The 18,920-nt window shown below is 43.9% G+C and carries 21 protein-coding genes; 1 reads left to right on the forward strand and 20 read right to left on the reverse strand.

Going from position 1 to position 18,920, the window contains the following annotated elements; genetic code table 11:
• Positions 1–189: 189 nt before the first annotated feature.
• Both G587_RS0105980 and G587_RS0105985 read right to left on the reverse strand, forming a co-directional pair.
• Positions 190–1,272, reverse strand: a complete 1,083-nt coding sequence (locus tag G587_RS0105980) for a DUF5688 family protein (protein WP_022770876.1) — start codon at positions 1,270–1,272, stop codon at positions 190–192.
• Positions 1,273–1,645: 373 nt separating this feature from the next.
• Positions 1,646–2,530 (reverse strand): LysR family transcriptional regulator, encoded by an 885-nt coding sequence (locus G587_RS0105985; protein WP_022780006.1) that lies wholly within the window; start codon positions 2,528–2,530, stop codon positions 1,646–1,648.
• Between the two features lie 127 nt (positions 2,531–2,657).
• On the opposite strand from G587_RS0105985, the gene G587_RS0105990 reads away from it, so the two are divergent.
• Positions 2,658–3,695: a YeiH family protein gene (locus G587_RS0105990; protein WP_026491483.1), complete on the forward strand. Its 1,038-nt coding sequence runs from the start codon at positions 2,658–2,660 to the stop codon at positions 3,693–3,695.
• 5 nt (positions 3,696–3,700) lie between these two features.
• On the opposite strand, the gene G587_RS0105995 is transcribed toward G587_RS0105990, so the two are convergent.
• From G587_RS0105995 to G587_RS0106085, 18 genes are all read right to left on the reverse strand, one after another.
• Positions 3,701–3,991 carry a HigA family addiction module antitoxin gene (locus tag G587_RS0105995; protein WP_026491484.1) on the reverse strand — a complete coding sequence of 97 codons (291 nt, stop codon included), beginning with the start codon at positions 3,989–3,991 and terminating at the stop codon, positions 3,701–3,703.
• Between the two features lie 43 nt (positions 3,992–4,034).
• On the reverse strand, positions 4,035–4,673 hold the full coding sequence (locus G587_RS0106000; RefSeq protein ID WP_026491485.1) for a hypothetical protein: 639 nt from the start codon (positions 4,671–4,673) through the stop codon (positions 4,035–4,037).
• A 35-nt stretch (positions 4,674–4,708) separates the two neighbouring features.
• The gene (locus G587_RS0106005; RefSeq protein ID WP_022769957.1) at positions 4,709–5,149 is read right to left on the reverse strand and encodes a hypothetical protein; all 441 of its coding nucleotides are present in this window, start codon (positions 5,147–5,149) and stop codon (positions 4,709–4,711) included.
• Between the two features lie 82 nt (positions 5,150–5,231).
• On the reverse strand, positions 5,232–6,176 hold the full coding sequence (locus tag G587_RS0106010) for a DUF6017 domain-containing protein (protein ID WP_026491486.1): 945 nt from the start codon (positions 6,174–6,176) through the stop codon (positions 5,232–5,234).
• Between the two features lie 68 nt (positions 6,177–6,244).
• Entirely contained in the window at positions 6,245–6,610 is a 366-nt protein-coding gene (locus tag G587_RS0106015; protein ID WP_026491487.1) for a replication initiator protein A, read from the reverse strand.
• A 2-nt stretch (positions 6,611–6,612) separates the two neighbouring features.
• Positions 6,613–7,521 carry a ParB/RepB/Spo0J family partition protein gene (locus tag G587_RS0106020; RefSeq protein ID WP_026491488.1) on the reverse strand — a complete coding sequence of 303 codons (909 nt, stop codon included), beginning with the start codon at positions 7,519–7,521 and terminating at the stop codon, positions 6,613–6,615.
• Complete coding sequence (locus G587_RS0106025; protein WP_026491489.1) at positions 7,484–8,296, reverse strand: ParA family protein; 813 nt, start codon at positions 8,294–8,296, stop codon at positions 7,484–7,486. The genes G587_RS0106020 and G587_RS0106025 overlap by 38 nt, the downstream gene beginning before the upstream one ends.
• On the reverse strand, positions 8,289–8,768 hold the full coding sequence (locus tag G587_RS26595; protein ID WP_330364400.1) for a DUF6462 family protein: 480 nt from the start codon (positions 8,766–8,768) through the stop codon (positions 8,289–8,291). Before G587_RS26595 ends, G587_RS0106025 begins: the two co-directional genes overlap by 8 nt.
• Positions 8,769–9,123: 355 nt before the next feature.
• Entirely contained in the window at positions 9,124–10,689 is a 1,566-nt protein-coding gene (gene lysS, locus G587_RS0106040) for a lysine--tRNA ligase (protein ID WP_026491491.1), read from the reverse strand.
• Between the two features lie 77 nt (positions 10,690–10,766).
• Positions 10,767–11,246, reverse strand: coding sequence for a transcription elongation factor GreA (gene greA / locus G587_RS0106045; protein ID WP_026491492.1), 480 nt, complete (start codon positions 11,244–11,246; stop codon positions 10,767–10,769).
• Positions 11,247–11,442: 196 nt separating this feature from the next.
• The gene (gene dusB / locus G587_RS0106050) at positions 11,443–12,471 is read right to left on the reverse strand and encodes a tRNA dihydrouridine synthase DusB (protein ID WP_081679353.1); all 1,029 of its coding nucleotides are present in this window, start codon (positions 12,469–12,471) and stop codon (positions 11,443–11,445) included.
• A 42-nt stretch (positions 12,472–12,513) separates the two neighbouring features.
• Positions 12,514–13,089: a DUF6145 family protein gene (locus G587_RS26160; protein WP_242830040.1), complete on the reverse strand. Its 576-nt coding sequence runs from the start codon at positions 13,087–13,089 to the stop codon at positions 12,514–12,516.
• A gap of 19 nt (positions 13,090–13,108) precedes the next feature.
• On the reverse strand, positions 13,109–13,915 hold the full coding sequence (locus tag G587_RS0106060; protein WP_026491495.1) for a type III pantothenate kinase: 807 nt from the start codon (positions 13,913–13,915) through the stop codon (positions 13,109–13,111).
• Positions 13,916–13,948: 33 nt separating this feature from the next.
• Positions 13,949–14,773 (reverse strand): biotin--[acetyl-CoA-carboxylase] ligase, encoded by an 825-nt coding sequence (locus tag G587_RS21650; RefSeq protein WP_196812522.1) that lies wholly within the window; start codon positions 14,771–14,773, stop codon positions 13,949–13,951.
• Positions 14,773–15,762, reverse strand: a complete 990-nt coding sequence (argF, locus tag G587_RS0106070; protein ID WP_035785892.1) for an ornithine carbamoyltransferase — start codon at positions 15,760–15,762, stop codon at positions 14,773–14,775. Before argF ends, G587_RS21650 begins: the two co-directional genes overlap by 1 nt.
• A gap of 94 nt (positions 15,763–15,856) precedes the next feature.
• A complete protein-coding gene (locus G587_RS0106075; RefSeq protein ID WP_026491497.1) occupies positions 15,857–17,005 on the reverse strand; it encodes a cell wall hydrolase in 1,149 nt (382 codons plus the stop codon).
• 217 nt (positions 17,006–17,222) lie between these two features.
• Positions 17,223–18,017, reverse strand: coding sequence for a pyrroline-5-carboxylate reductase (proC, locus tag G587_RS0106080; protein ID WP_026491498.1), 795 nt, complete (start codon positions 18,015–18,017; stop codon positions 17,223–17,225).
• Positions 18,018–18,039: 22 nt separating this feature from the next.
• Entirely contained in the window at positions 18,040–18,873 is an 834-nt protein-coding gene (locus G587_RS0106085) for a TrmH family RNA methyltransferase (protein ID WP_026491499.1), read from the reverse strand.
• Between the last annotated feature and the right edge of the window lie 47 nt (positions 18,874–18,920).

Consider the following 18,920-nt stretch of genomic DNA (forward strand, 5'->3'; position numbering starts at 1 on the left):
TCCGAATAGCCATCTCCGAGGGAACGGAACCTGAGCTGTTTCTTGCACAGCTGAGTTTATGCTTGCTTGGTTTTCCTTTATGCATTTGAGTTTCTCCTTGTTCTATGAAAATGTATTTGGTAAAAGAAAGGCACCAGTCCGGGATATACCACAGGCCAGTGCCAATCATACCTTTTCTATCTTCTGTAATCAGCCAAGACTCTTACCGTCTTTGGACTTTTCTCCGATGTCAGCATCCTTGTGAGGTGTCTTGGAAGCCTCATCCTTTGCCGCTTTAAGATCTCCCAGGAGAGATTTCTTTTCCGAAGCCTCATGCCCTCTGGCCTCCTTAGCAGCCTGACGCTCCACATACTTCTCACCAAGCTCAAAGACCTTTTCCTTGGCATCGTAGTGATAAACGTTGTCTGTCAGCTGCTCGGAAGGATCCACTGTAGTAGCGTTTACTTCTCTTACCATCGACTCAAGATGACGAAGATCCATTATGCCGTTGTCAGGCACGATCAAAATTTCATGGATGCTGCTGGGTAAAATGAAGAAGGACTCACCTCCAACCCTCTCCGAAGCTTTCTCCATGAAATTTTCGTAAGCAAGGACTCCGGCGCCATGTACATTGCCTTCCACAGATGCAACAAAAATCTGCTCCTGCTCAGGTGGGATGTTAAGCCCCAACATCTCAAGATCCTGAACCCCCATCTGCTTTGCAAGAACTTCGCACATGCCCTCAATTACAAGAGGTCTCACCTCAGGTGCTGTCTTCATTGCGTCCGCATGAAGCTGATCTGCGGTAATCCCATAATTCTCAAGCATCTGATTCGTAACAAGGATTGTTCCTGAACCCGCAGGTGTTTCGCCAAGCACAAAGCGATAAACCACTGACATATCCTCAATATCTTTATGAGGAACTGTATCAAGAAGCTCAGCGTTTCTCTCCTTGGATACGACCTCCATTGCAAGTGTACCTTTCATCTTGTCATAGTCCTTGAAAGAATCCACATCAAACTCCGGCTGGTTTCTAAGAGATCTGTCCGCCAGATCAGTTGCTCCCTTTGCAATGTTTTCGTAAGAAACGCCGCTCTCGTAGTCCTGATAAAGAGTGGTTGCATTAAGGCTGACTCCTACTTCGCTGTCTGCAGGCTTTACTACGATTGCCTCATAGCTACCGTTCATTCTTTCCGCTGTACGGTGCTCGACTTCAAAGTCTGTTCCGGTCCTAGCCTCAAGTGTTTCCTTAATATCTCTGGCAAGGTTTTCTCTAAATGTCTCAAAATCCATTTTGTTTTCTCGCTTTCTTTTGTATTTTTGAGCATAGAAAAAGACGCAGCTCCAATCCTTCGATCAGAGACATGCGTCTTTGGTTAATGGTTATTCTTTTGCAAAAGAAAAAGCCAGGAGATGAGCTGCTTCCCTGCTGCTCATTTCTTGGCGCATTATAACAATATCACATCGAAAATCGGCTTTCAACGCAAAAACCATGCAAATTTCATGCATCTTGGTGACGTTTTGGCATTTTTAGTGACGTTTGGTAGGCAGGCTTGTTTCTATCTTCAAAAAAGCTTCCTGATCCGTTCTTCCTGCTCTTTTTCAGACTGCTTGCATGCTTTTTTAAGAATAGGTATGCTTATCGTTATTCATTTTACTAAAATGTTTATGCCACCGGTAGGATTTCCTCACATATTGCACGGATCTCTTCACTGAAAACAGTATCTTTTGGCCAGATGAAGGTAAAATCATGTTTTACCCTAAAGTCGTCAAGGGGGATTGTTTTCAGATATCCGGACTGCAGTCCGGATGCAACCGCTGCTTTATATAAAAAGGTGATGCCACAGTCTTTTTCAATAAGGCTTATTATGGCATGCATGTTCTCCACCTGGATAAAATTCCTAAAATCACTTGTAGAATAATTGTTCAGGGCAAGAGCTCTTTCTAATATATTGCGCGTTCCTGAACCGGGTTCTCTTATAAGAATTCGCTCGGGAAAGAGATCTTTTATCACGCGCGGCTTCTGAGTGAAAGAGTGCTTTGCCGAACAGACAGAAACGAACTCTTCTTTGCTAAAAAGCAGCGTTTCATAATCATTTTCAGGAAAATATCCTTCTACAAGTGCAAAATCTATAACACCCTCGGAGAGTTTTTTAAGAAGCTCCGATGTGTTGCCAAATGTAATCTTAAGATTAGTATCCGGGTGATTTTTTATGTAATCACTGATCGGATCAGCAATTATGTATTCTCCTATGGTCATGGTGACACCAAAAGAGATGTCTTTTAAGCCATGGTTATTCTGTGAAAGTATTTCTTTGAGACTTTCATCATCATTTTTTATCTGATTCATTTTTTTATACAGGAGTTTTCCGTTGTCAGTTAGAAAAAGTTTTTTTCCATCCTGAGTAAACAGCTTTGTCCCGTATTCATTTTCAAGATGATGTATGTGCTGAGAAACAGCGGGCTGAGTAATATTCAGCTCCTTAGCCGCCTTGGTGAAATTGAGGTGTCTGCAAACGCAGAGGAAAGTATCTATTCTGAAATCCAGCATAATTAGTTCTCCATAACGATAAAAAATATTTATGGTTATATAATAATATATAATTTTATCTTTTTCAAAAGACAGAATAGAATAAGACCTGCGAAATAACAGATTAGAAAGTGAGAGAGGTCTTGAGATGGATTTTTTGAAAAAGAATTACATGGGAATAATAGTATGCTTCACTATTGCAGTTCCTTCATGGCTCCTGGGAAAGCGCTTCCCTGTCGTTGGCGGAGCGGTGATTGCAATCATTCTGGGCATGATAATAGCCCTGTTCTGGAATGACAAGGGGAAGGCGGCTGATGGAATAAAGTTTACATCAAAGATAATTCTGCAGGAGGCTGTTGTCCTCCTTGGATTTGGTATGAATCTTTCGGTCGTTCTTCAGACCGGAAAACAGTCACTTCCTATAATTATCTGCACGATTTCAACATCGCTTATCCTATCATGGATTCTTCATAAGGTTATGAATATCAAAGGAAACACAGCTACTCTTATCGGAGTTGGCTCATCAATATGCGGCGGCTCAGCAATAGCAGCTACGGCTCCTGTCATTGATGCGGATGATGATGAAGTGGCACAGGCAATTTCTGTGATATTTTTCTTTAACGTGCTGGCAGCACTTCTTTTTCCTTCGCTGGGAAAGCTTATAGGTTTTGATATCACAACAGGAGAGGCTTTCGGTATTTTTGCGGGAACTGCAGTTAATGATACTTCTTCCGTCACTGCAGCTGCATCAACCTGGGACAGCATGTGGAACCTGGGTAGTCAGACTTTGGACAAGGCAGTTACAGTGAAGCTTACAAGGACATTAGCAATCATTCCGATTACACTGGTTCTTGCTTATCTGAGAGCAAAGGAAGCAAAAAAGGATGGAAGCACCACCAACGGTTTTAGCTTCAGGAGAGCATTCCCGATGTTCATAGTGTTCTTTGTTCTTGCTTCAATTATCACAACACTTTGCTTGGGAATGGGAGTACCTTCGGATATTTTTAAACCTCTTAAAGAACTTAGCAAGTTCTTTATCATAATGGCCATGGCTGCTATAGGCCTGAACAGCAACGTGATCAAGCTCATTAAATCCGGTGGAAAGCCGATACTGCTTGGTGGCTGTTGCTGGGGCGGAATAACAGTTGTAAGCCTTGTGATGCAACATGTAATGGGGATATGGTAAACGATTCAAAATACTGTATCCAGAGGAAAAGGTATTACATTTGATGGTTCATTTTGCTGTGCTGTCCATAGTGTTAGTTTCTGCTGCATATTCATCCAACTTTCCGGAGATGTATTAGTTGCCTTGCTTATTCTAATGGCCATCTCCGGGCTAAGAGATACTTTCTCATTAACAAACTCTGATAACGCTTTTCTGCTTACTCCAAGCATTCTCGCCGCATCAGTAACTGAAAGATCTAGTGGTTTTAACACATCTTCAGCAAATACCTTTCCTGGATGCGTAGGTTTTCTGATCATATCATTCTCCATTTCACTTTTCTTCTGACTCAAAGCCGGCTTTTCATGCCGTCACTCTATCTCTTATCACACTGCCTATTGCTGTAACAATCATAGCTATGCAAATTACGGCTATTCCAATCCTGTCATAAGCATTATAGATTCCTTCAGAGAACTTAAGCTTAATGAATTTCTCCCAAATTGCACCGAGTATTACAAGAAGCGTGGCTCCAACAGAAGCAGCATACATACATGCCACAACCAAACTGGCAAGTATGTTTCTGCAATCATCCCTGTCGACTTTGAGAGAGTCGCAGTTGGAAACTAATATAAAGTATGTCACAGCCAGGTATGCAACGGTCACAAATGTGGCTTTCTGCCAAGATGCACATTCAAATAAACTGTAACCTAGGCCCATGATCAGGTCAACGAACATGAGGCAGGAAAACACTATCATAGGTCCGCTGGTCTGCTGATTAAATGTAAGGAGTGCTATTAACAACTCTATCACAACAATAAGTGTTATCACGCTGAGTTTAGTTTCTCCGGGAATAATGTCTTTAAGCCCTGGAAATACCAAAAGGAGAAAAAGAGATCCTAAGAGCCCTGTCATAAAAGGTAATGCCCTTAGAAGACCAAACAAGAGTATAAAGATCACTCCCAATGCTATGACCAACAGAATTTCAAATATTGCCGCTATCATTTATGCCTCCATTCTATGACCAAAGCCCTTGGCCATCATTTGCTGTTTTTCTTTTGTTTATACAGTTTGTTACAGTAGACAGCAGCTCTTGAAGCAGATTTAAACTCTTCTACACCGTTTCTTTCAATCACAGCCCTCTCGATGCCTTTGGCATTTCCCTGCTTGACTGCTTCTGTGAACATCTTGCCAAGGCGGGATCTGACCTGAGCCGGTGACTCTTTTATCTCGTATTCAATAAGAACATCGTTTACACCTGCGAAGGTCGGAAGATCTGCCAGGACGAATTCTGCTTTCATTGTTTTGGCCTCAGCGATCATGTTGTTGATGGCAAGTGTATAGTCGTAGACAGTTCTTTTGCCGAACTTCTCCTCCAACATATCGCAGATGTAGTAGTTGACGGTTACGTTCTCCTTCTTGGCTGCTTTCTCAATCTGATCATATAATTCCTGTGTGATTGCTAAATTAACTCTTGGCATATCTTTTCCCTCCATGAGTGTTGTTTTATGTTCACTTACAGTTAAATTATATGAGTGTTGTACAATGTTGTCAATATAACGATCATGTGCCGTACATGTTGTGGTTAACCTCTGCCTGATAGTAACTGCTCATGGTAGAAGGAGCATTAAACAGGGCTGCAAGCATGTAGTTCTTGATGTGGGTGATCTTGGTGGTGTTACTCTTAAGGCAGTCGATCACGTACTCAAGGTGCATGTGGTTGAGCTTTAAGAACTTGGACTTCACCAGATCCTTGGGATACTCGTTCTTGGCAATCCAGATTGTCTTCCGGGTGGAAAGAACTGTCTCAAGAATCAGGTCAAAGACTCCCTCAAGATCATCCCTGTATTCCGGATGACGCTCTATCATGGCATCCATATCGAGGTTTTCTCTGAGAATCTCATAATACGCTCTGTAGTCATCATTCAGATCCGGCTCCATCGATGTGATATGATTTGTTATTTTAACTAAGTTAGTATTATTAGTATTAATATAATTAGGGTTGGTTTTTCCCATGTCTAGACCTTGGTTTTTCCCATCTCTAGACATTGGTTTTTCAAAGGTCTTGACCTTGGTTTTTCCCATGTCTGAAACATTATCATTTTGTTCAGACATTGGTTTTTCCCGGGTCTGAACTTCTTCTGGATCTTCCTCAACGAAGTCCTTCAAGTACAATAAAGCTGCTTTTCCCTGGCCCTGCTTCTTGCGTTCCATGAGCCCTATAGCCTCCAGCTCCTTAAAAAGATTTATAGCCTTATTCTCCTTACAGCCTAGCATTTCCATGGCTTCCTGCTGAGAATATATGATAAATGCTCTATTTTCGCTATCTATCCACTTGTTTTTCTGCGAAATCGACATTCTATCCAGCATCAGGCCATACAGGATCTTGGCATCAGAGCTCATATTTCTGAATATCTTATTTGTAAAAAGAAGCTTAGGCAGCCTGTAATAAGCATGCATTTCAGATTCCTGACCATAAAAATAGTCAAATGTTATCTTGTCGCTCAAAGCTCTTTTCTCCTCCATTCAATGACTTTCTACGACGTCCTATGACGTATAGTGGTGCAATATTTGCACTACCCAATCAGCTGAAAAATCTTTTGTCTGTTGAAATTCTTGACGTAGATCTTATTGGGCTTTCCCTTTTCCTGTAGTCGCAATATAAGTCCAATGTCCTCAAGCTCTTTCATACAGTCGATTACTGTGTGCCTGGAAAAGCCAATGTCTTCTTCCAATTTTCTCAGTGGATAAAGAATATACACCCGGTTCTGCTCATCATACCAGCTGTGCCTTTTGGCTTCACGCATTCTGTCAAGAAGCACTGCGTACATAAGCTTGGCTCCGGGAGACAGGGAAGAAAACACCTTCCCTGTCAGAAGCTCCTTGGGAATCTCCACTGAAGCAAACTGTGCTGACTGCGCACCATAAAAGTATTCCATCATTATTAAGTGTCCTCGCTTTCGTGAGTTCTTTTCCATTCCTCCAGTAGACTGATCATGATCCTCTCGATCTCAGACTGAGAGTAGTAAGCAGGAAAGTACTTGTTGAGCTTTCTTTCGTTAAACGTAACTTTCTTCTTTATCTGAGGCGTGGCTCTCTTCTGTATAAGGATGTCTATCATCTGTTCCTGGGTGAGAGAGTCATCATCACGATATTGGCGGAGATCCATGAGCTGTTCCTGCTTGATCATGCCGTTTTCATGGATGTATTCCCAGAGCCATTGTTGGTAGGTGTGGTTGAAATAGGAGATCTCTACTGCTACAGATACTGCAAGCCTTCCTTCGTCAACCATGTCTAAAAGCTTTGGAATTAAGTACGTGAGACGAACGTACCTTTGCACTTGAGTTCCGCTAACTCCAGCTGCTTCACCAACTATATCAGCTGCTTCTAACTTCCCCCCAACTTGGGGGGAAGTTGTTCTCCGTGATCCTTGATGTTTAATTGCATCAAGTTTCATCTTATATGCAAAAGCCTTCTCACTCGGAAGTATCTCTTCCCTCTGCATATTTGCATTAACCATGGCAATTGTGGCATCATCATTGGTCATTTCCTTAATGATTGCAGGAATCTTCCTAAGTCCGGCTCTTTTTGCCGCATGAAGACGTCTGTGCCCTGAGATCATCTCATAATTGCCCTCATCATCCGGTCTTACAAGAACCGGAGTGAGAACACCGCTTTCCTTGATGCTCTCAACAAGCTCATCCATCTTTTCATCATCTACAACTCTGAAAGGATGATTCTCGAAAGGATAAATTGTCATAACATCAAGATCTACAGTTCCCTCCATGCTTGGAACACCCAGGAGCTCATCAATACTAGATAGCTTTACTTTCTGTCCAACTCTTTGTGCCATTGTCCATTACCTCCCTTATGAATGATGTGTAAGCAAATGCTGCTTTTCCTTTTGGATCATATACATATAGACTGCTTCCAGAAGCGCTTATTTCAGCAGCCCTTACAGATAACGGGATCTCTGTCTCAAAAACATTTATACTTGATGAATAAGCTTCGTAAATCTGCGCAGAAATGTCTTTTGCATAATTGGTCCTATTATCTACCATAGTGATGAGAATTCCGTCGATTTCGAGCTTGGGATTGAGCTGGCGCTTAACTCTTCCTATAGTCTTTATAAGCTGCTGAAGCCCCTTTACAGGAAGATATGCGGCCTGGCATGGAATAATTACCGAATCCGCGCACGCAAGGGCATTTATGGTCATCATTCCAAGAGAAGGCATGCAATCAATAATAATGAAGTCATATACTTCTCTGGCCTTGTCTACATACTCTTTGAGGATTGTCTCCCTGCTGATAACTCCTGTCATGCTGATTTCCAAACTTGAGAGCTCAATATTTCCCGGCATAAGATCTACACCTTCAGGATGATGAATGAGGCCTCTTGCTACATCTACAGGCTCATCATTGATAATGCTCACAAGCGCTGTGGCAAGAGAATAATCAAGTCTGTCCGGTTCATCACAGCCAAGACTGATTGACATACTGCCCTGAGGATCCGCGTCGATCATAAGAACCTTATAGCCTTCTCTTGCAAGACCAATACCTAGATTTACACTGGTGACTGTTTTTCCCACACCGCCTTTCTGGTTTGCTACGCTGAAAACCTTACTCATAAAAATCGTCCTCCTCCCAACATGATTCTATAAACTCATCAATTTTTTCCGTGTTACACAGAACAACTCCTCTGACCTTCCTTGTGGCTCTTGCATCCTTAGCCAGTTTTTCGAAAGTATGAAGCCCCATTGAGTAGAGCTCAGCGCCTTCCTGGTAACGCACATATTTCTTTTTTCCCTTTTTAACCATTTCCTCCAGGTTAGGGACAATTCGTCTTTTAGGCATTTCCTTGTTCTCCTTTACTGTTTCCTCGTACCGGCAATTATCTTCAATAAATTTTTCATAGATGTCCTGATCTACCAGTACCCGTTGTCTGATCATCCTATTGGCCCCGGCTTCCTTTACTGAGTTTACGAAACTCCAATAAGGAATGCTGTAGAGCCTTGCACCATCTTCGTAGGTGACGAAATTATGCAGTTTTCCCTTGAAATACTTATCAAGATCCGGTGGAGAATTTGATTTGTGAACCATCTTGTAACCTCCTTTTGGGTGTTACGAGATGTAAAACGAATGAAATGAACTAAAAAGATAAAAAGCCACATTCCTTGATGAAAAGAAATGTGGCTTAAAATGCAGATTTTCTATTAAAAGATTGAAATTATATCAAAAATACGCCGCTAAAACTGTTTCTAAAAATGAACCGACTATTCCTCAGGGCCTTGACCAACCCCAAAATTCGTCATAGCGCGTCCTTTGATTTCTCGATTATTATCCATAGAACGTCGTATAGCTCCGTAGGAGTCCAATGAAGGAACTGTCAAAAAGTTGCCTGATTGGACGAATATGGACTCCTATGGATTCCCTGTACTTTCTAAGACGCACTATATTACTTGCTCGACTTCAAGGTCGGGAAGAGCAAAACCTCTCTTATATTAGCACTGTTCGTGAGAAGCATACACAATCTGTCAATACCATAACCAATACCACCGGTCGGAGGCATGCCAATCTCAAGTGCGTTGAGGAAGTCTTCATCTGTGTGCTCAGCTTCGTCGTCGCCTGCTGCCGCATTGGCATCCTGCGCTGCGAAACGCTCTCTCTGATCAATAGGATCGTTAAGCTCAGAATATGCGTTGCACATCTCCCATGTGTTGATGAAGAGCTCGAAACGCTCAACCTTCTCAGGATCTGAGGGCTTCTTCTTTGTAAGAGGTGAGATTGCGATAGGATGATCCATGATAAATGTAGGCTGGATCAGCTTCTCCTCGCAGAACTCCTCGAAGAAGAGGTTGATGATGTCGCCCTTGGTGTGGCGCTCCTCAAACTCAACGTGGTGTTCCTTAGCGATAGCCTTAGCTTCCTCGTCTGTCTTAACAGCATCGAAGTCAACGCCTGCGTACTTCTTGATAGCGTCGTTCATTGTAAGACGCTCGAAGGGCTTACCAAGGTCGATGATGTTGTCGCCGTAAGGAATCTGAGTTGTGCCGCAAACCTTCTCTGCAAGGTAACGGAACATGCTCTCTGTGAGCTCCATCATTCCTTCATAATCTGTATATGCCTGATACAACTCCATAAGTGTGAACTCAGGGTTATGTCTTGTATCTGTACCTTCGTTTCTGAAAACTCGTCCAATCTCGAATACTCTCTCAAGACCGCCAACGATAAGTCTCTTAAGGTAAAGCTCAAGTGAGATACGAAGCTTTCTCTCCTCATCAAGTGCGTTGTAATGTGTGAGGAAAGGTCTTGCAGCAGCACCGCCTGCATTCTCAACAAGCATAGGTGTCTCAACCTCCATGAAGTCACGAGCTGCAAGGAAGTTACGGATCTCCTGGATGATCTGTGATCTCTTGATGAAAGTTTCCTTAACCTCTTCGTTCATGATGAGGTCAACATAACGCTGTCTGAAACGGATCTCTGTATCTGTAAGTCCGTGGAACTTCTCCGGAAGAGGCTGAAGTGACTTGGATAAAAGTGTCAGTTCCTTTACATGAACAGAAATCTCACCTGTCTTAGTTCTGAAAGCAAAGCCCTTAACGCCGATGATATCGCCAATATCCATCTTCTTGAATGCTGCGTAAGACTCATCACCAAGATCATTTCTTGATACGTAGAGCTGCATACGGCCTGACTTATCCTGAAGGTTTGCAAAAGATGCCTTACCCATTACTCGCTTACTCATCATACGACCTGCAAGAGATACTTGTTTTTCTGCGGGAATCTCTGAAAGCTCAGGTGTGATCTGCTTACCCTCTGCGTCTGTCTCGGGAACAACCTCAAGAGTATCGAAGTTGTCGCGGATCTCCTGTGCGTGATGTGTCTGATCGTATTTTACGATCTGGAAAGGATCCTTTCCTGCTGCCTGAAGGTCTGCAAGCTTTTCACGGCGAACCTTCTTAAGCTGATTGATATCCTCTGTCTTCTGCTGATTCTGATTCTTCTGCTGATTTTCTGCCACTTTTCACTCCTCTTTCCATATGAAAATAGAAAAGGGGTAAGTTTTCATTACCCCTGCTCTTAAGTATCTGTAATTAATTACTTACGAACGATCTCAAGAACCTTGTACTTGAAATCACCCATCTGTGTCTCTACGGTTACTTCCTCACCGACCTTAGCGCCGATAAGTGCCTTACCAACAGGTGATTCGTTACTGATCTTGCCCTTAAGGCTGTTAGCCTCTGATGAACCAACGATGCTGTACTGAATCTCTTCGTTAGCTGCTATGTCAAGAAGCTTAACCTTAGCACCTACGCTTACCTTATCAAGGTCAACGTCCTCGTCAACAACGACCTCTGCATTCTTAAGGATCTTCTCGAGTTCCTCGATACGAGCCTCGATATCTCTCTGCTCATCCTTAGCTGCATCGTACTCAGCGTTCTCGGAAAGGTCACCCTGCTCACGAGCTTCCTTGATTCTCTCGGCAACTTCTGCTCTCTTCACAACCTTGAGGTCATGGAGCTCATCCTCGTAAGCCTTGAGTCCTTCGTAGGTTAAAATGTTTTTCTTTTCTTCCATTTTGAAATACCCTTTCTATAAAGATAGAATTTTGCCCACTGTTCACAGCGATGCAAATAAATAGTGTCAATGATATAAGTGTTTACAATCCATAGCATTATATATGAATAATTATATAAAGTCAAAATAAGTTTTATACACTCAACTATTTTTTATATTTTGATAGCTTTCCGCCCCTCACAAACAGCTAAAAATCTCAGTCCTTTACTCCAAACACAACCGCACATGCAGCCTTAAGTGAATCCATATCATCCATTGTGTTTATCATGGCTCTGAACTTTGCTGATCCCGGAAGACCTGTCGTGTACCAGGACACATGCTTTCTCATTTCCCTTATTCCGATATACTCGCCCTTATACTTAAGCTGCAGGTCCGCATGTCTTATCACCATGTCGTATATCTCCTGCATCGAAGGTCTCTCAGGCACATCTCCGTCAGACAGATAACCTATCACCTCTCTGAAAATCCAGGGATTTCCCTCAGAGGCTCTTGCAATCATAACGCCGTCACACCCGGTCTCATCAATAAGTGCTTTCGCGCTTGGGCCATCTGTCACATCGCCGTTTCCGATTACAGGAACTCTGACAGCTTCCTTCACCTTTCTTATTATCGACCAATCTGCCTCTCCACTGTAGTACTGCTCTCTGGTTCTTCCATGAACAACGATTGCGGCAGCTCCGCCTTCCTCAGCTGCCAGGGCGCACTCAACCGCGTTGACGCTTGATTCCGTAAAGCCTTTTCTTATCTTAACAGTCACAGGTCTGTCAGTCTCAGACACCATGGCCCTTACAATCTCCTCGATAAGCTTCGGATTTTTCATAAGGGCTGAGCCCTCACCGTTACCTACAACCTTCGGCACCGGGCATCCCATATTCACATCAAGAATGTCATAGGGCCTTCCCGCTATCATTCTGGTGGCTTCCGCCATGACCTCAGGCTCACTTCCGAAAAGCTGCAGCGACACAGGTCTCTCCGCAGGGTGAATCTCCAGCATGTCATTGGTATTCCTGTTGTGATAGGTTATCGCCTTGGCGCTCACCATCTCCATGCAGACCAGCCCCGCACCCATCTCACTGCAAAGCAGACGAAATGGCAGGTCAGATACGCCTGCCATCGGTCCTAGTATAATATTATTTTTTAGCTCCACATCCCCGATCGTCAGCGGATGCAGATAATCGTTATATCTTACGCCTTTGTTCTTAAACGCATTTGTTACTCTGCGCATTCCATATCCTTCCGAATCATAGCTTTATATAAAAAAGCAGTCTTACTCATCATCCTCACTCAGAATGTCGCTCATATCCTCATGAAGGATCATGGCTCTGTAATACATCTGAAGTGCCTCGAAGAGATCCTGTCTCTGTCTTCTGACCTCTCCGATAAGAAGACCGGCGCTGACCTCGTCGTAGGTGATATCCTCGTCATCCCTGGTAGTCTCCATTGTAATGGAACCATCATCCTCGAACTCAATTGTGAAAATTCCGCCGGCTTCCTGTGTAAACAGAACGCTTATAATATGAAGCTCCTTCTGGATGCTCTCGGGAATCTTTTTGAAAAGAGGATTGAAGTAGTACTTCATCTCATAGGCATTTGCACCGCAGAGGATTATCCTTCCACCTGCTGACACGCTTCCAAGAGATCCGTCCTCAGTTACCACCTGAATATCTGAAACCTCTTCGCCTGTCTCAGCGTTTGTAATCTTACCAGTCTCTTTATTTATGATAAGGCGTCTACCCTTTGCCTTGTCGGCATTCAATGTGTCGGAGTGAACTCTCTCCTCATCGCCGGGGCGTGACTCCTCACTGTAGACCTTTCTTATTTCCTTCTCGTCGTCTTTACTCATTCTATATTGACCTCATTCCTTACTCGGTTTCTGAAAACTCTCCCGCCTTAGGCTTAACCTTCTTGTTCTTTTCATAGATGATGCGAAGTCCCTGCAGCAAAAGATTGGGGTCATACACATCTACCTCTTCGACCTCTTCTGCGATGAGCCTTCCAAGTCCGCCGGTAACCACTACCTTGACATCCTTAAGGCCTGACTCCTTCTTCATCTCGTTTATGATGTACTTGGTCTGACCGATCTGGCCGTAAACAAGTCCTGCCTGCATTGAGCTGATGGTCTCCTGAGCAAGGATGCTGTCAGGCTTTTTGATCTCGATCTCAGGAAGCTTTGCTGTATCTTCCCAAAGTGCCTTTGCTGAAATTCTGATTCCGGGACTTACAACACCTGCAGTAAAATCGCCGTTTTCAGTAACAAGCACGTATGTGGTCGCTGTTCCAAAATCAACAACTATTGCAGGTCCGCCATACATCTCATAGGCTGCAACTGCACCCACCACAAGGTCAGGACCTATCTCAGCGGGGTTCTTAGTCATGATCTTTATTCCGGTCTTGATGCCGGGACCCACGATGTAGGGCTGCTTTCCAAGATACTTGACCATGGAATTAACCAGCGCATGCATAATGTTAGGCACAACGCTTGCCACGATTATTCCATCGATCTCATCCTTATTAATTCCGTTGTTTCTAAGGAGCGCTATGATGTTGTTACCATACTCATCAGATGTATGCGCTGTCTGAGACATCATACGAAAAGATGCCACAATATTCTTTCCCTTTAAAACACCAAAGGTAATGTTTGTATTACCTACATCAACTGCTAATAGCATATCCACCTCCGCAGCCACAGCTGTATGATTTATTTATACATATCCGTAAAGTCCGCGAACGCTTACTTCCCCGGCGTTGATGACTTCTTCGCTGCCGTCATCTTTTCTAACGACCAGGGCACCCTCCTTGGTAATTCCAAGGGCAGTCGCCTCGTACTCCGTATCCGGATCAATTATCTTAACTACCTTATTTATATTTATCAGCCGCTTTTCATAATCGGCCTTCAGCATGGACAGATCCTTGGATTCTACATACTTCTCATAGTTATTCTCGAAGTGATGCATAACCCTTCCTATAAGCCTTGGTCTGTCAGTTATGACGCCTGTCTCTGAAAAAACTGAGCCCGCAGTCTCCCTTATTTCTAAAGGATAATCCTCAGCCTTCTGGTTTACGTTAATACCAATGCCAATAACTACATAATAGTCGCCATCAGCTGCAGGCTTTAGCTCTGTTAAAATACCGCAGATTTTCCTTTTATTCAAGACTATATCGTTTGGCCACTTAATTCCAAGGTCTCCACTCTTAAGCTCATATCCGCTGTCATTAAGCATATCCTCTATGCCCTCTGCCACGGAAAGCGCCATCACAAGTGTAAGCCCCGGGGCATTTTCCATGCTGATGTCAGGCCTTAGCATGATGCTCATGAAAATGTTGCTCTCAGAGGGTGAAACCCAGCTTCTTCCTCTGCTTCCTCTTCCGGCTTCCTGTTTATCCGCTACTGCCAAAAAGCCGCTGGCCTTTCCACTTTTTCCGGCATCATCAGCTATGTCGTTGGTGGAATCAACCACGTCGCGGTAGTCCAGCTCCCTGGCTGCCCACCTGGTGGTAAGAGCCACGGCTATTTTATCCTTATTCATCATATTGTTGCGTACATAACCGCCTTAATAGTATGCATGCGATTTTCTGCTTCCTGGAAAACAATGGACTGTGAAGATTCAAAAACTTCATCAGTTACTTCCATCTCGTTAAGTCCGAATTTTTCCTTTATTTTCTGGCCGATGCCTGTTCCAAGATCGTGGAAAGCCGGCAGGCAGTGCATAAATACAGCCTGATCGCCTGCATTTTTCATAATGCCTGATGTTACCCTGTAGGGCTTCAAGTCAGTAATTCTCTCTTCCCACACTTCATCGGGCTCGCCCATGGATACCCACACGTCAGTTGAAATAACATCAGCACCCTTGGTTGCTTCCATAGGATCCTCGCAGAAATCTATCACTGCGCCTGTCTTCTTTGCGATTTCTTTGCATGTATTAACAAGCTCATCGTTCTGCCAGTACTTCTTTGGAGCACAGGTTGTAAAGTGAAGTCCCATCTTTGCTGATGCAACCATCAGAGAATTACCTGTGTTGTATCTCGCATCGCCCATGTAAACCATGTGAATACCGTTAAGCTTGCCGAAGTGCTCACGTATTGTGAGAAGGTCAGCCAGCATCTGTGTAGGATGGAACTCATTTGTAAGACCGTTCCATACGGGCACCTTGGAATACTTGGCAAGATCATCAACTATGGTCTGCTCAAAGCCTCTGTACTCGATTCCGTCATACATACTTGCAAGAACCCTTGCTGTATCTGCGATACTCTCCTTCTTACCTATCTGAGAGCCGCTGGGATCAAGATAGGTTGTTCCCATTCCAAGATCATGTGCAGCAACTTCAAATGAGCATCTGGTACGTGTGCTTGTCTTCTCAAAAATGAGAGCTACATTTTTTCCTCTATACTCATCGTGCAAAGTTCCGTTCTTTTTCTTCTCTTTGAACTCTGCAGCAAGGTCAAGAAGATACTCTATCTCTTCAGGTTCAAAATCCAGTAACTTAAGAAAATCTCTTCCGTGCAAATTAACTGCCATGATAACTCCTCCTAATAATAAATAATGAAGCCTGACTATGGAAAAATCCATAATCAGGCTTTATTTTACCACAAATCCTATTTATATAATACCTTTACCAGAATACGTGTGCTCCGATAACCTGTCCGTCATGTCCGCCTGCGCGTCTGAAGTGAGTTGCTCCGCCGCATGTGGTCTCACCAGCAAGTGCTGCGTTAGCTGCCTGGATGCAGCTGTCAGGAATGTTCCCTGCGTATACTCTGTCAACAGTACCGTTAAGTGCGGGTGTGAACTGTCCGGATGCATAGATAACTCCAGGGATTGTTCCTGCATAAGCACCGCTCTTAACACGGTTCATAACTACGGCACCGACTGCAACCTTACCTTCATAGGACTGGTTACCTGCTTCGCAGTAGATAAGTGCTGCAAGAAGTCTTGCCTCATCTGCACCTGCTGCCACAGCGCCTCTGTTCTCTGTAAGCTTAGCCTTAGCTGCCTTCTCAGCTTCCTCAGCCTTGCGCTTAGCCTCTTCAGCCTCTCTGGCCTCGATAGCTGCTATTGTCTCGCCTTCGTCGATTCTGAAATCAGTATCAACATAATCGGCCTGAACATAACCGGTCTCATCGTTGTAATCAACCTGGATCCATCCGTTACCAAGATCCTCAACCATATCTACAAAACCATCGTTTGTAATAACACCTAAAACGTCTGCATCTTCGTCTGCCTCAGCACGGATACGAAGTGCTTCGCAATTACTTGTTACAAGCTGTACGCCTACTTCCTGAGCAAGCTCCTCAGCCTCTTCATCGAAAAGGAGGTAATCATCCTTAGCCCAGCCTACTACATCACCTGACTGAAGCTTTGTCCAACCATCCTTTTGTTCAATAATCTTACCACCGCAGTCCTTATAAAGAACTCCAACTTTTTCTGCATTATCATCAGGTGCGATACGAATGTTCATAACCTGTGATACATTAGCCATTACCAGCTTAGAGGAATCCTCTTCTTCGTCTTCCTCCTCATCATCTGCAACATCATCAGCCTCGTCATTTATATCCTGGGCAAAAGTGTGAGCCTTGGCAACCTCCTCATCGGAAATCTCAGCAACTTCTGTAGGGTTCAGAAGGTTACCCACTCCTACATCATTACTGTTCAAGACATTTGATGTTCTTGCCTGTACGGTTGTGCCATTGGAAGTTCCAAGTAAAATAATCGCCATTGCGAATGCGAGAACTCCCTGCATTAACGTGCCTGCTTTCTTCATGCTTTTTTGCTTCCTTTTTAAGATTGTTACAAAATGTTAAAACAAAATACTTGCCTATTGTAACAAATGTATGTTATTTTGTCAAATTATCACCAAAATTATCGTAAAAAAGACTCCCCAAAAATCGGGGAGCCCTTGCCATTACTGGATGATTAATTTATTGCGTTTTTTCGTTTGTTAATTATTACCCAAATTCCGTTTCCGAATATGGCTATTTTTATAACTCTTTGCTGCGCTCAGTAGCCGCCTGCACTGCGTCCATCACGATGCCTCTAAAGCCCATTTCTTCCATAACTTTCACAGCCTCGATGGTCGTACCTGCAGGTGAACACACCATATCCTTGAGCTCACCGGGGTGCTTTCCAGTCTCCAGCACCATCTTGGCACTGCCAAGTACCGCCTGTGCAGCAAATTCATAGGCTTGCTTTCTGGGCATGCCTCCAAGTACAGCAGCATCCGCCATTGCCTCGATGAAGAGGAACACATATGCAGGAGATGAGCCGCTTACGCCGGTCACAACGTCCATAAGGTTCTCCGTTACTACGTTTGCGGTGCCGCAGCTTCCCAAAATTTCCAGTGCAATGTTAAGATCTTCATCGCTGCAAAGACTGTTGGGACAAACTGCTGAGCAGCCTTCTCCAACAAGAGCAGGAGTATTAGGCATAACTCTTATGATCTTTACAGGCTTCTCAAATTCCTTTGAGATCCACTCGAGAGTCTTACCTGCCGCAATACTGATAACAAGCTTTTTATCATTGATATCATCCATGATGTCTGCTATAGCAACCTTGAGAAACTGGGGCTTAACAGCCAGAAGGACGATGTCTGCTTCCTTAGCTACGTCTGAGTTGTTGTCTCTTGTCTGTATTCCGAATTTCTTTGAAGCACTTTCTCTTGCTGCCTCCATGGGATCAGAACCGATGATGTCCTGGGGATCGAAGATTCCCTTGGAGATGATTCCGCCCATAAGAGCCTTTGCCATATTACCAAGTCCGATAAATCCTATTGTCATACCTTGCCTCCTTTTTGTTGTGTTACTTTGCATTCCTGCGCTGACGCGCTGCCTCAAATGTGAGAATTGCTGCTGATGTTGCAGCATTCATTGACTCAACCTTTCCAAGCATGGGGATGAGAACGTAGTCAGTAGCTGCATTTGCAGCCTCGTCCGTAAGACCGTTCCCCTCATTACCTATAAGAAAAGCTGCTCCTTTGCCGTAATCTATTTCATCGTAATTCTTCTTACCCTTTAAATGGGCTGCGTAGCTTGTAATTCCGCACTTTTCATGGAGCTCTCTGACCGTGTCCGGAATTGAATCTACATATATAAATGGCACTCTGAAAATTGCCCCCATAGTTGATCTGACAACCTTGGGATTATAGACATCTGCCATATCGCTGCTCATAATGATTCCGGTCACGCCTGCGCCTTCACCTGTTCTGAACATGTTGCCGAGATTCCCGGGATCCTGGATATTTTCAAGGATGAGGATAAGCGGTGCCGTTTCCTTTGAGCCATCTTCCGAAGCTCCCTTTATCACGTCCTCCATGGTCCACTTTGCCTGCTTTACAACAGCGATAACGCCCTGCGGTGTCTGGGTGTCAGCCATCTTGCGCATCACATCATCCGACACCTCTTCGAAGCTCACTCCGTCGCTCATCCGTATGGCCTCAATAGCTGTGCGGTCCACGTTTGAGAGATTCTGCATAAAATGTGATGTGGCATAGACCTCTCTTATAAGGTCCAGCGGAACCTCTCTTAACATGCGTATTCCTTCAACTATGAATACGCCGTCCTCTCTTCTTGCCTTGGCTTTTTTACAATATTCCGCTATTTTCTTAACTCTGGAATTGTTTGTGCTTGTAAGCATAAGCCCCTTCCCTTACAGAAAAACCTTCCCACAACGGGAAGGTTTTA

It is taken from the genome of Butyrivibrio sp. XPD2002 (genome assembly GCF_000423945.1).
Classification (GTDB): domain Bacteria; phylum Bacillota; class Clostridia; order Lachnospirales; family Lachnospiraceae; genus Butyrivibrio.

Excerpts from the sequence above, each read along its gene's own strand:
- G587_RS0105980 (WP_022770876.1), bottom strand. The coding sequence starts at position 1,272 with ATGGATTTTGAGACATTTAGAGAAAACCTTGCCAGAGATATTAAGGAA.
- G587_RS0105985 (WP_022780006.1), bottom strand. The coding sequence starts at position 2,530 with ATGCTGGATTTCAGAATAGATACTTTCCTCTGCGTTTGCAGACACCTC.
- G587_RS0105990 (WP_026491483.1), top strand. The coding sequence starts at position 2,658 with ATGGATTTTTTGAAAAAGAATTACATGGGAATAATAGTATGCTTCACT.
- G587_RS0105995 (WP_026491484.1), bottom strand. The coding sequence starts at position 3,991 with ATGATCAGAAAACCTACGCATCCAGGAAAGGTATTTGCTGAAGATGTG.
- G587_RS0106000 (WP_026491485.1), bottom strand. The coding sequence starts at position 4,673 with ATGATAGCGGCAATATTTGAAATTCTGTTGGTCATAGCATTGGGAGTG.
- G587_RS0106005 (WP_022769957.1), bottom strand. The coding sequence starts at position 5,149 with ATGCCAAGAGTTAATTTAGCAATCACACAGGAATTATATGATCAGATT.
- G587_RS0106015 (WP_026491487.1), bottom strand. The coding sequence starts at position 6,610 with ATGATGGAATACTTTTATGGTGCGCAGTCAGCACAGTTTGCTTCAGTG.
- G587_RS0106020 (WP_026491488.1), bottom strand. The coding sequence starts at position 7,521 with ATGGCACAAAGAGTTGGACAGAAAGTAAAGCTATCTAGTATTGATGAG.
- G587_RS0106025 (WP_026491489.1), bottom strand. The coding sequence starts at position 8,296 with ATGAGTAAGGTTTTCAGCGTAGCAAACCAGAAAGGCGGTGTGGGAAAA.
- G587_RS26595 (WP_330364400.1), bottom strand. The coding sequence starts at position 8,768 with ATGGTTCACAAATCAAATTCTCCACCGGATCTTGATAAGTATTTCAAG.
- greA (WP_026491492.1), bottom strand. The coding sequence starts at position 11,246 with ATGGAAGAAAAGAAAAACATTTTAACCTACGAAGGACTCAAGGCTTAC.
- dusB (WP_081679353.1), bottom strand. The coding sequence starts at position 12,471 with ATGCGCAGAGTAACAAATGCGTTTAAGAACAAAGGCGTAAGATATAAC.
- G587_RS26160 (WP_242830040.1), bottom strand. The coding sequence starts at position 13,089 with ATGAGTAAAGACGACGAGAAGGAAATAAGAAAGGTCTACAGTGAGGAG.
- G587_RS0106060 (WP_026491495.1), bottom strand. The coding sequence starts at position 13,915 with ATGCTATTAGCAGTTGATGTAGGTAATACAAACATTACCTTTGGTGTT.
- G587_RS21650 (WP_196812522.1), bottom strand. The coding sequence starts at position 14,773 with ATGAATAAGGATAAAATAGCCGTGGCTCTTACCACCAGGTGGGCAGCC.
- argF (WP_035785892.1), bottom strand. The coding sequence starts at position 15,762 with ATGGCAGTTAATTTGCACGGAAGAGATTTTCTTAAGTTACTGGATTTT.
- G587_RS0106075 (WP_026491497.1), bottom strand. The coding sequence starts at position 17,005 with ATGAAGAAAGCAGGCACGTTAATGCAGGGAGTTCTCGCATTCGCAATG.
- proC (WP_026491498.1), bottom strand. The coding sequence starts at position 18,017 with ATGACAATAGGATTTATCGGACTTGGTAATATGGCAAAGGCTCTTATG.
- G587_RS0106085 (WP_026491499.1), bottom strand. The coding sequence starts at position 18,873 with ATGCTTACAAGCACAAACAATTCCAGAGTTAAGAAAATAGCGGAATAT.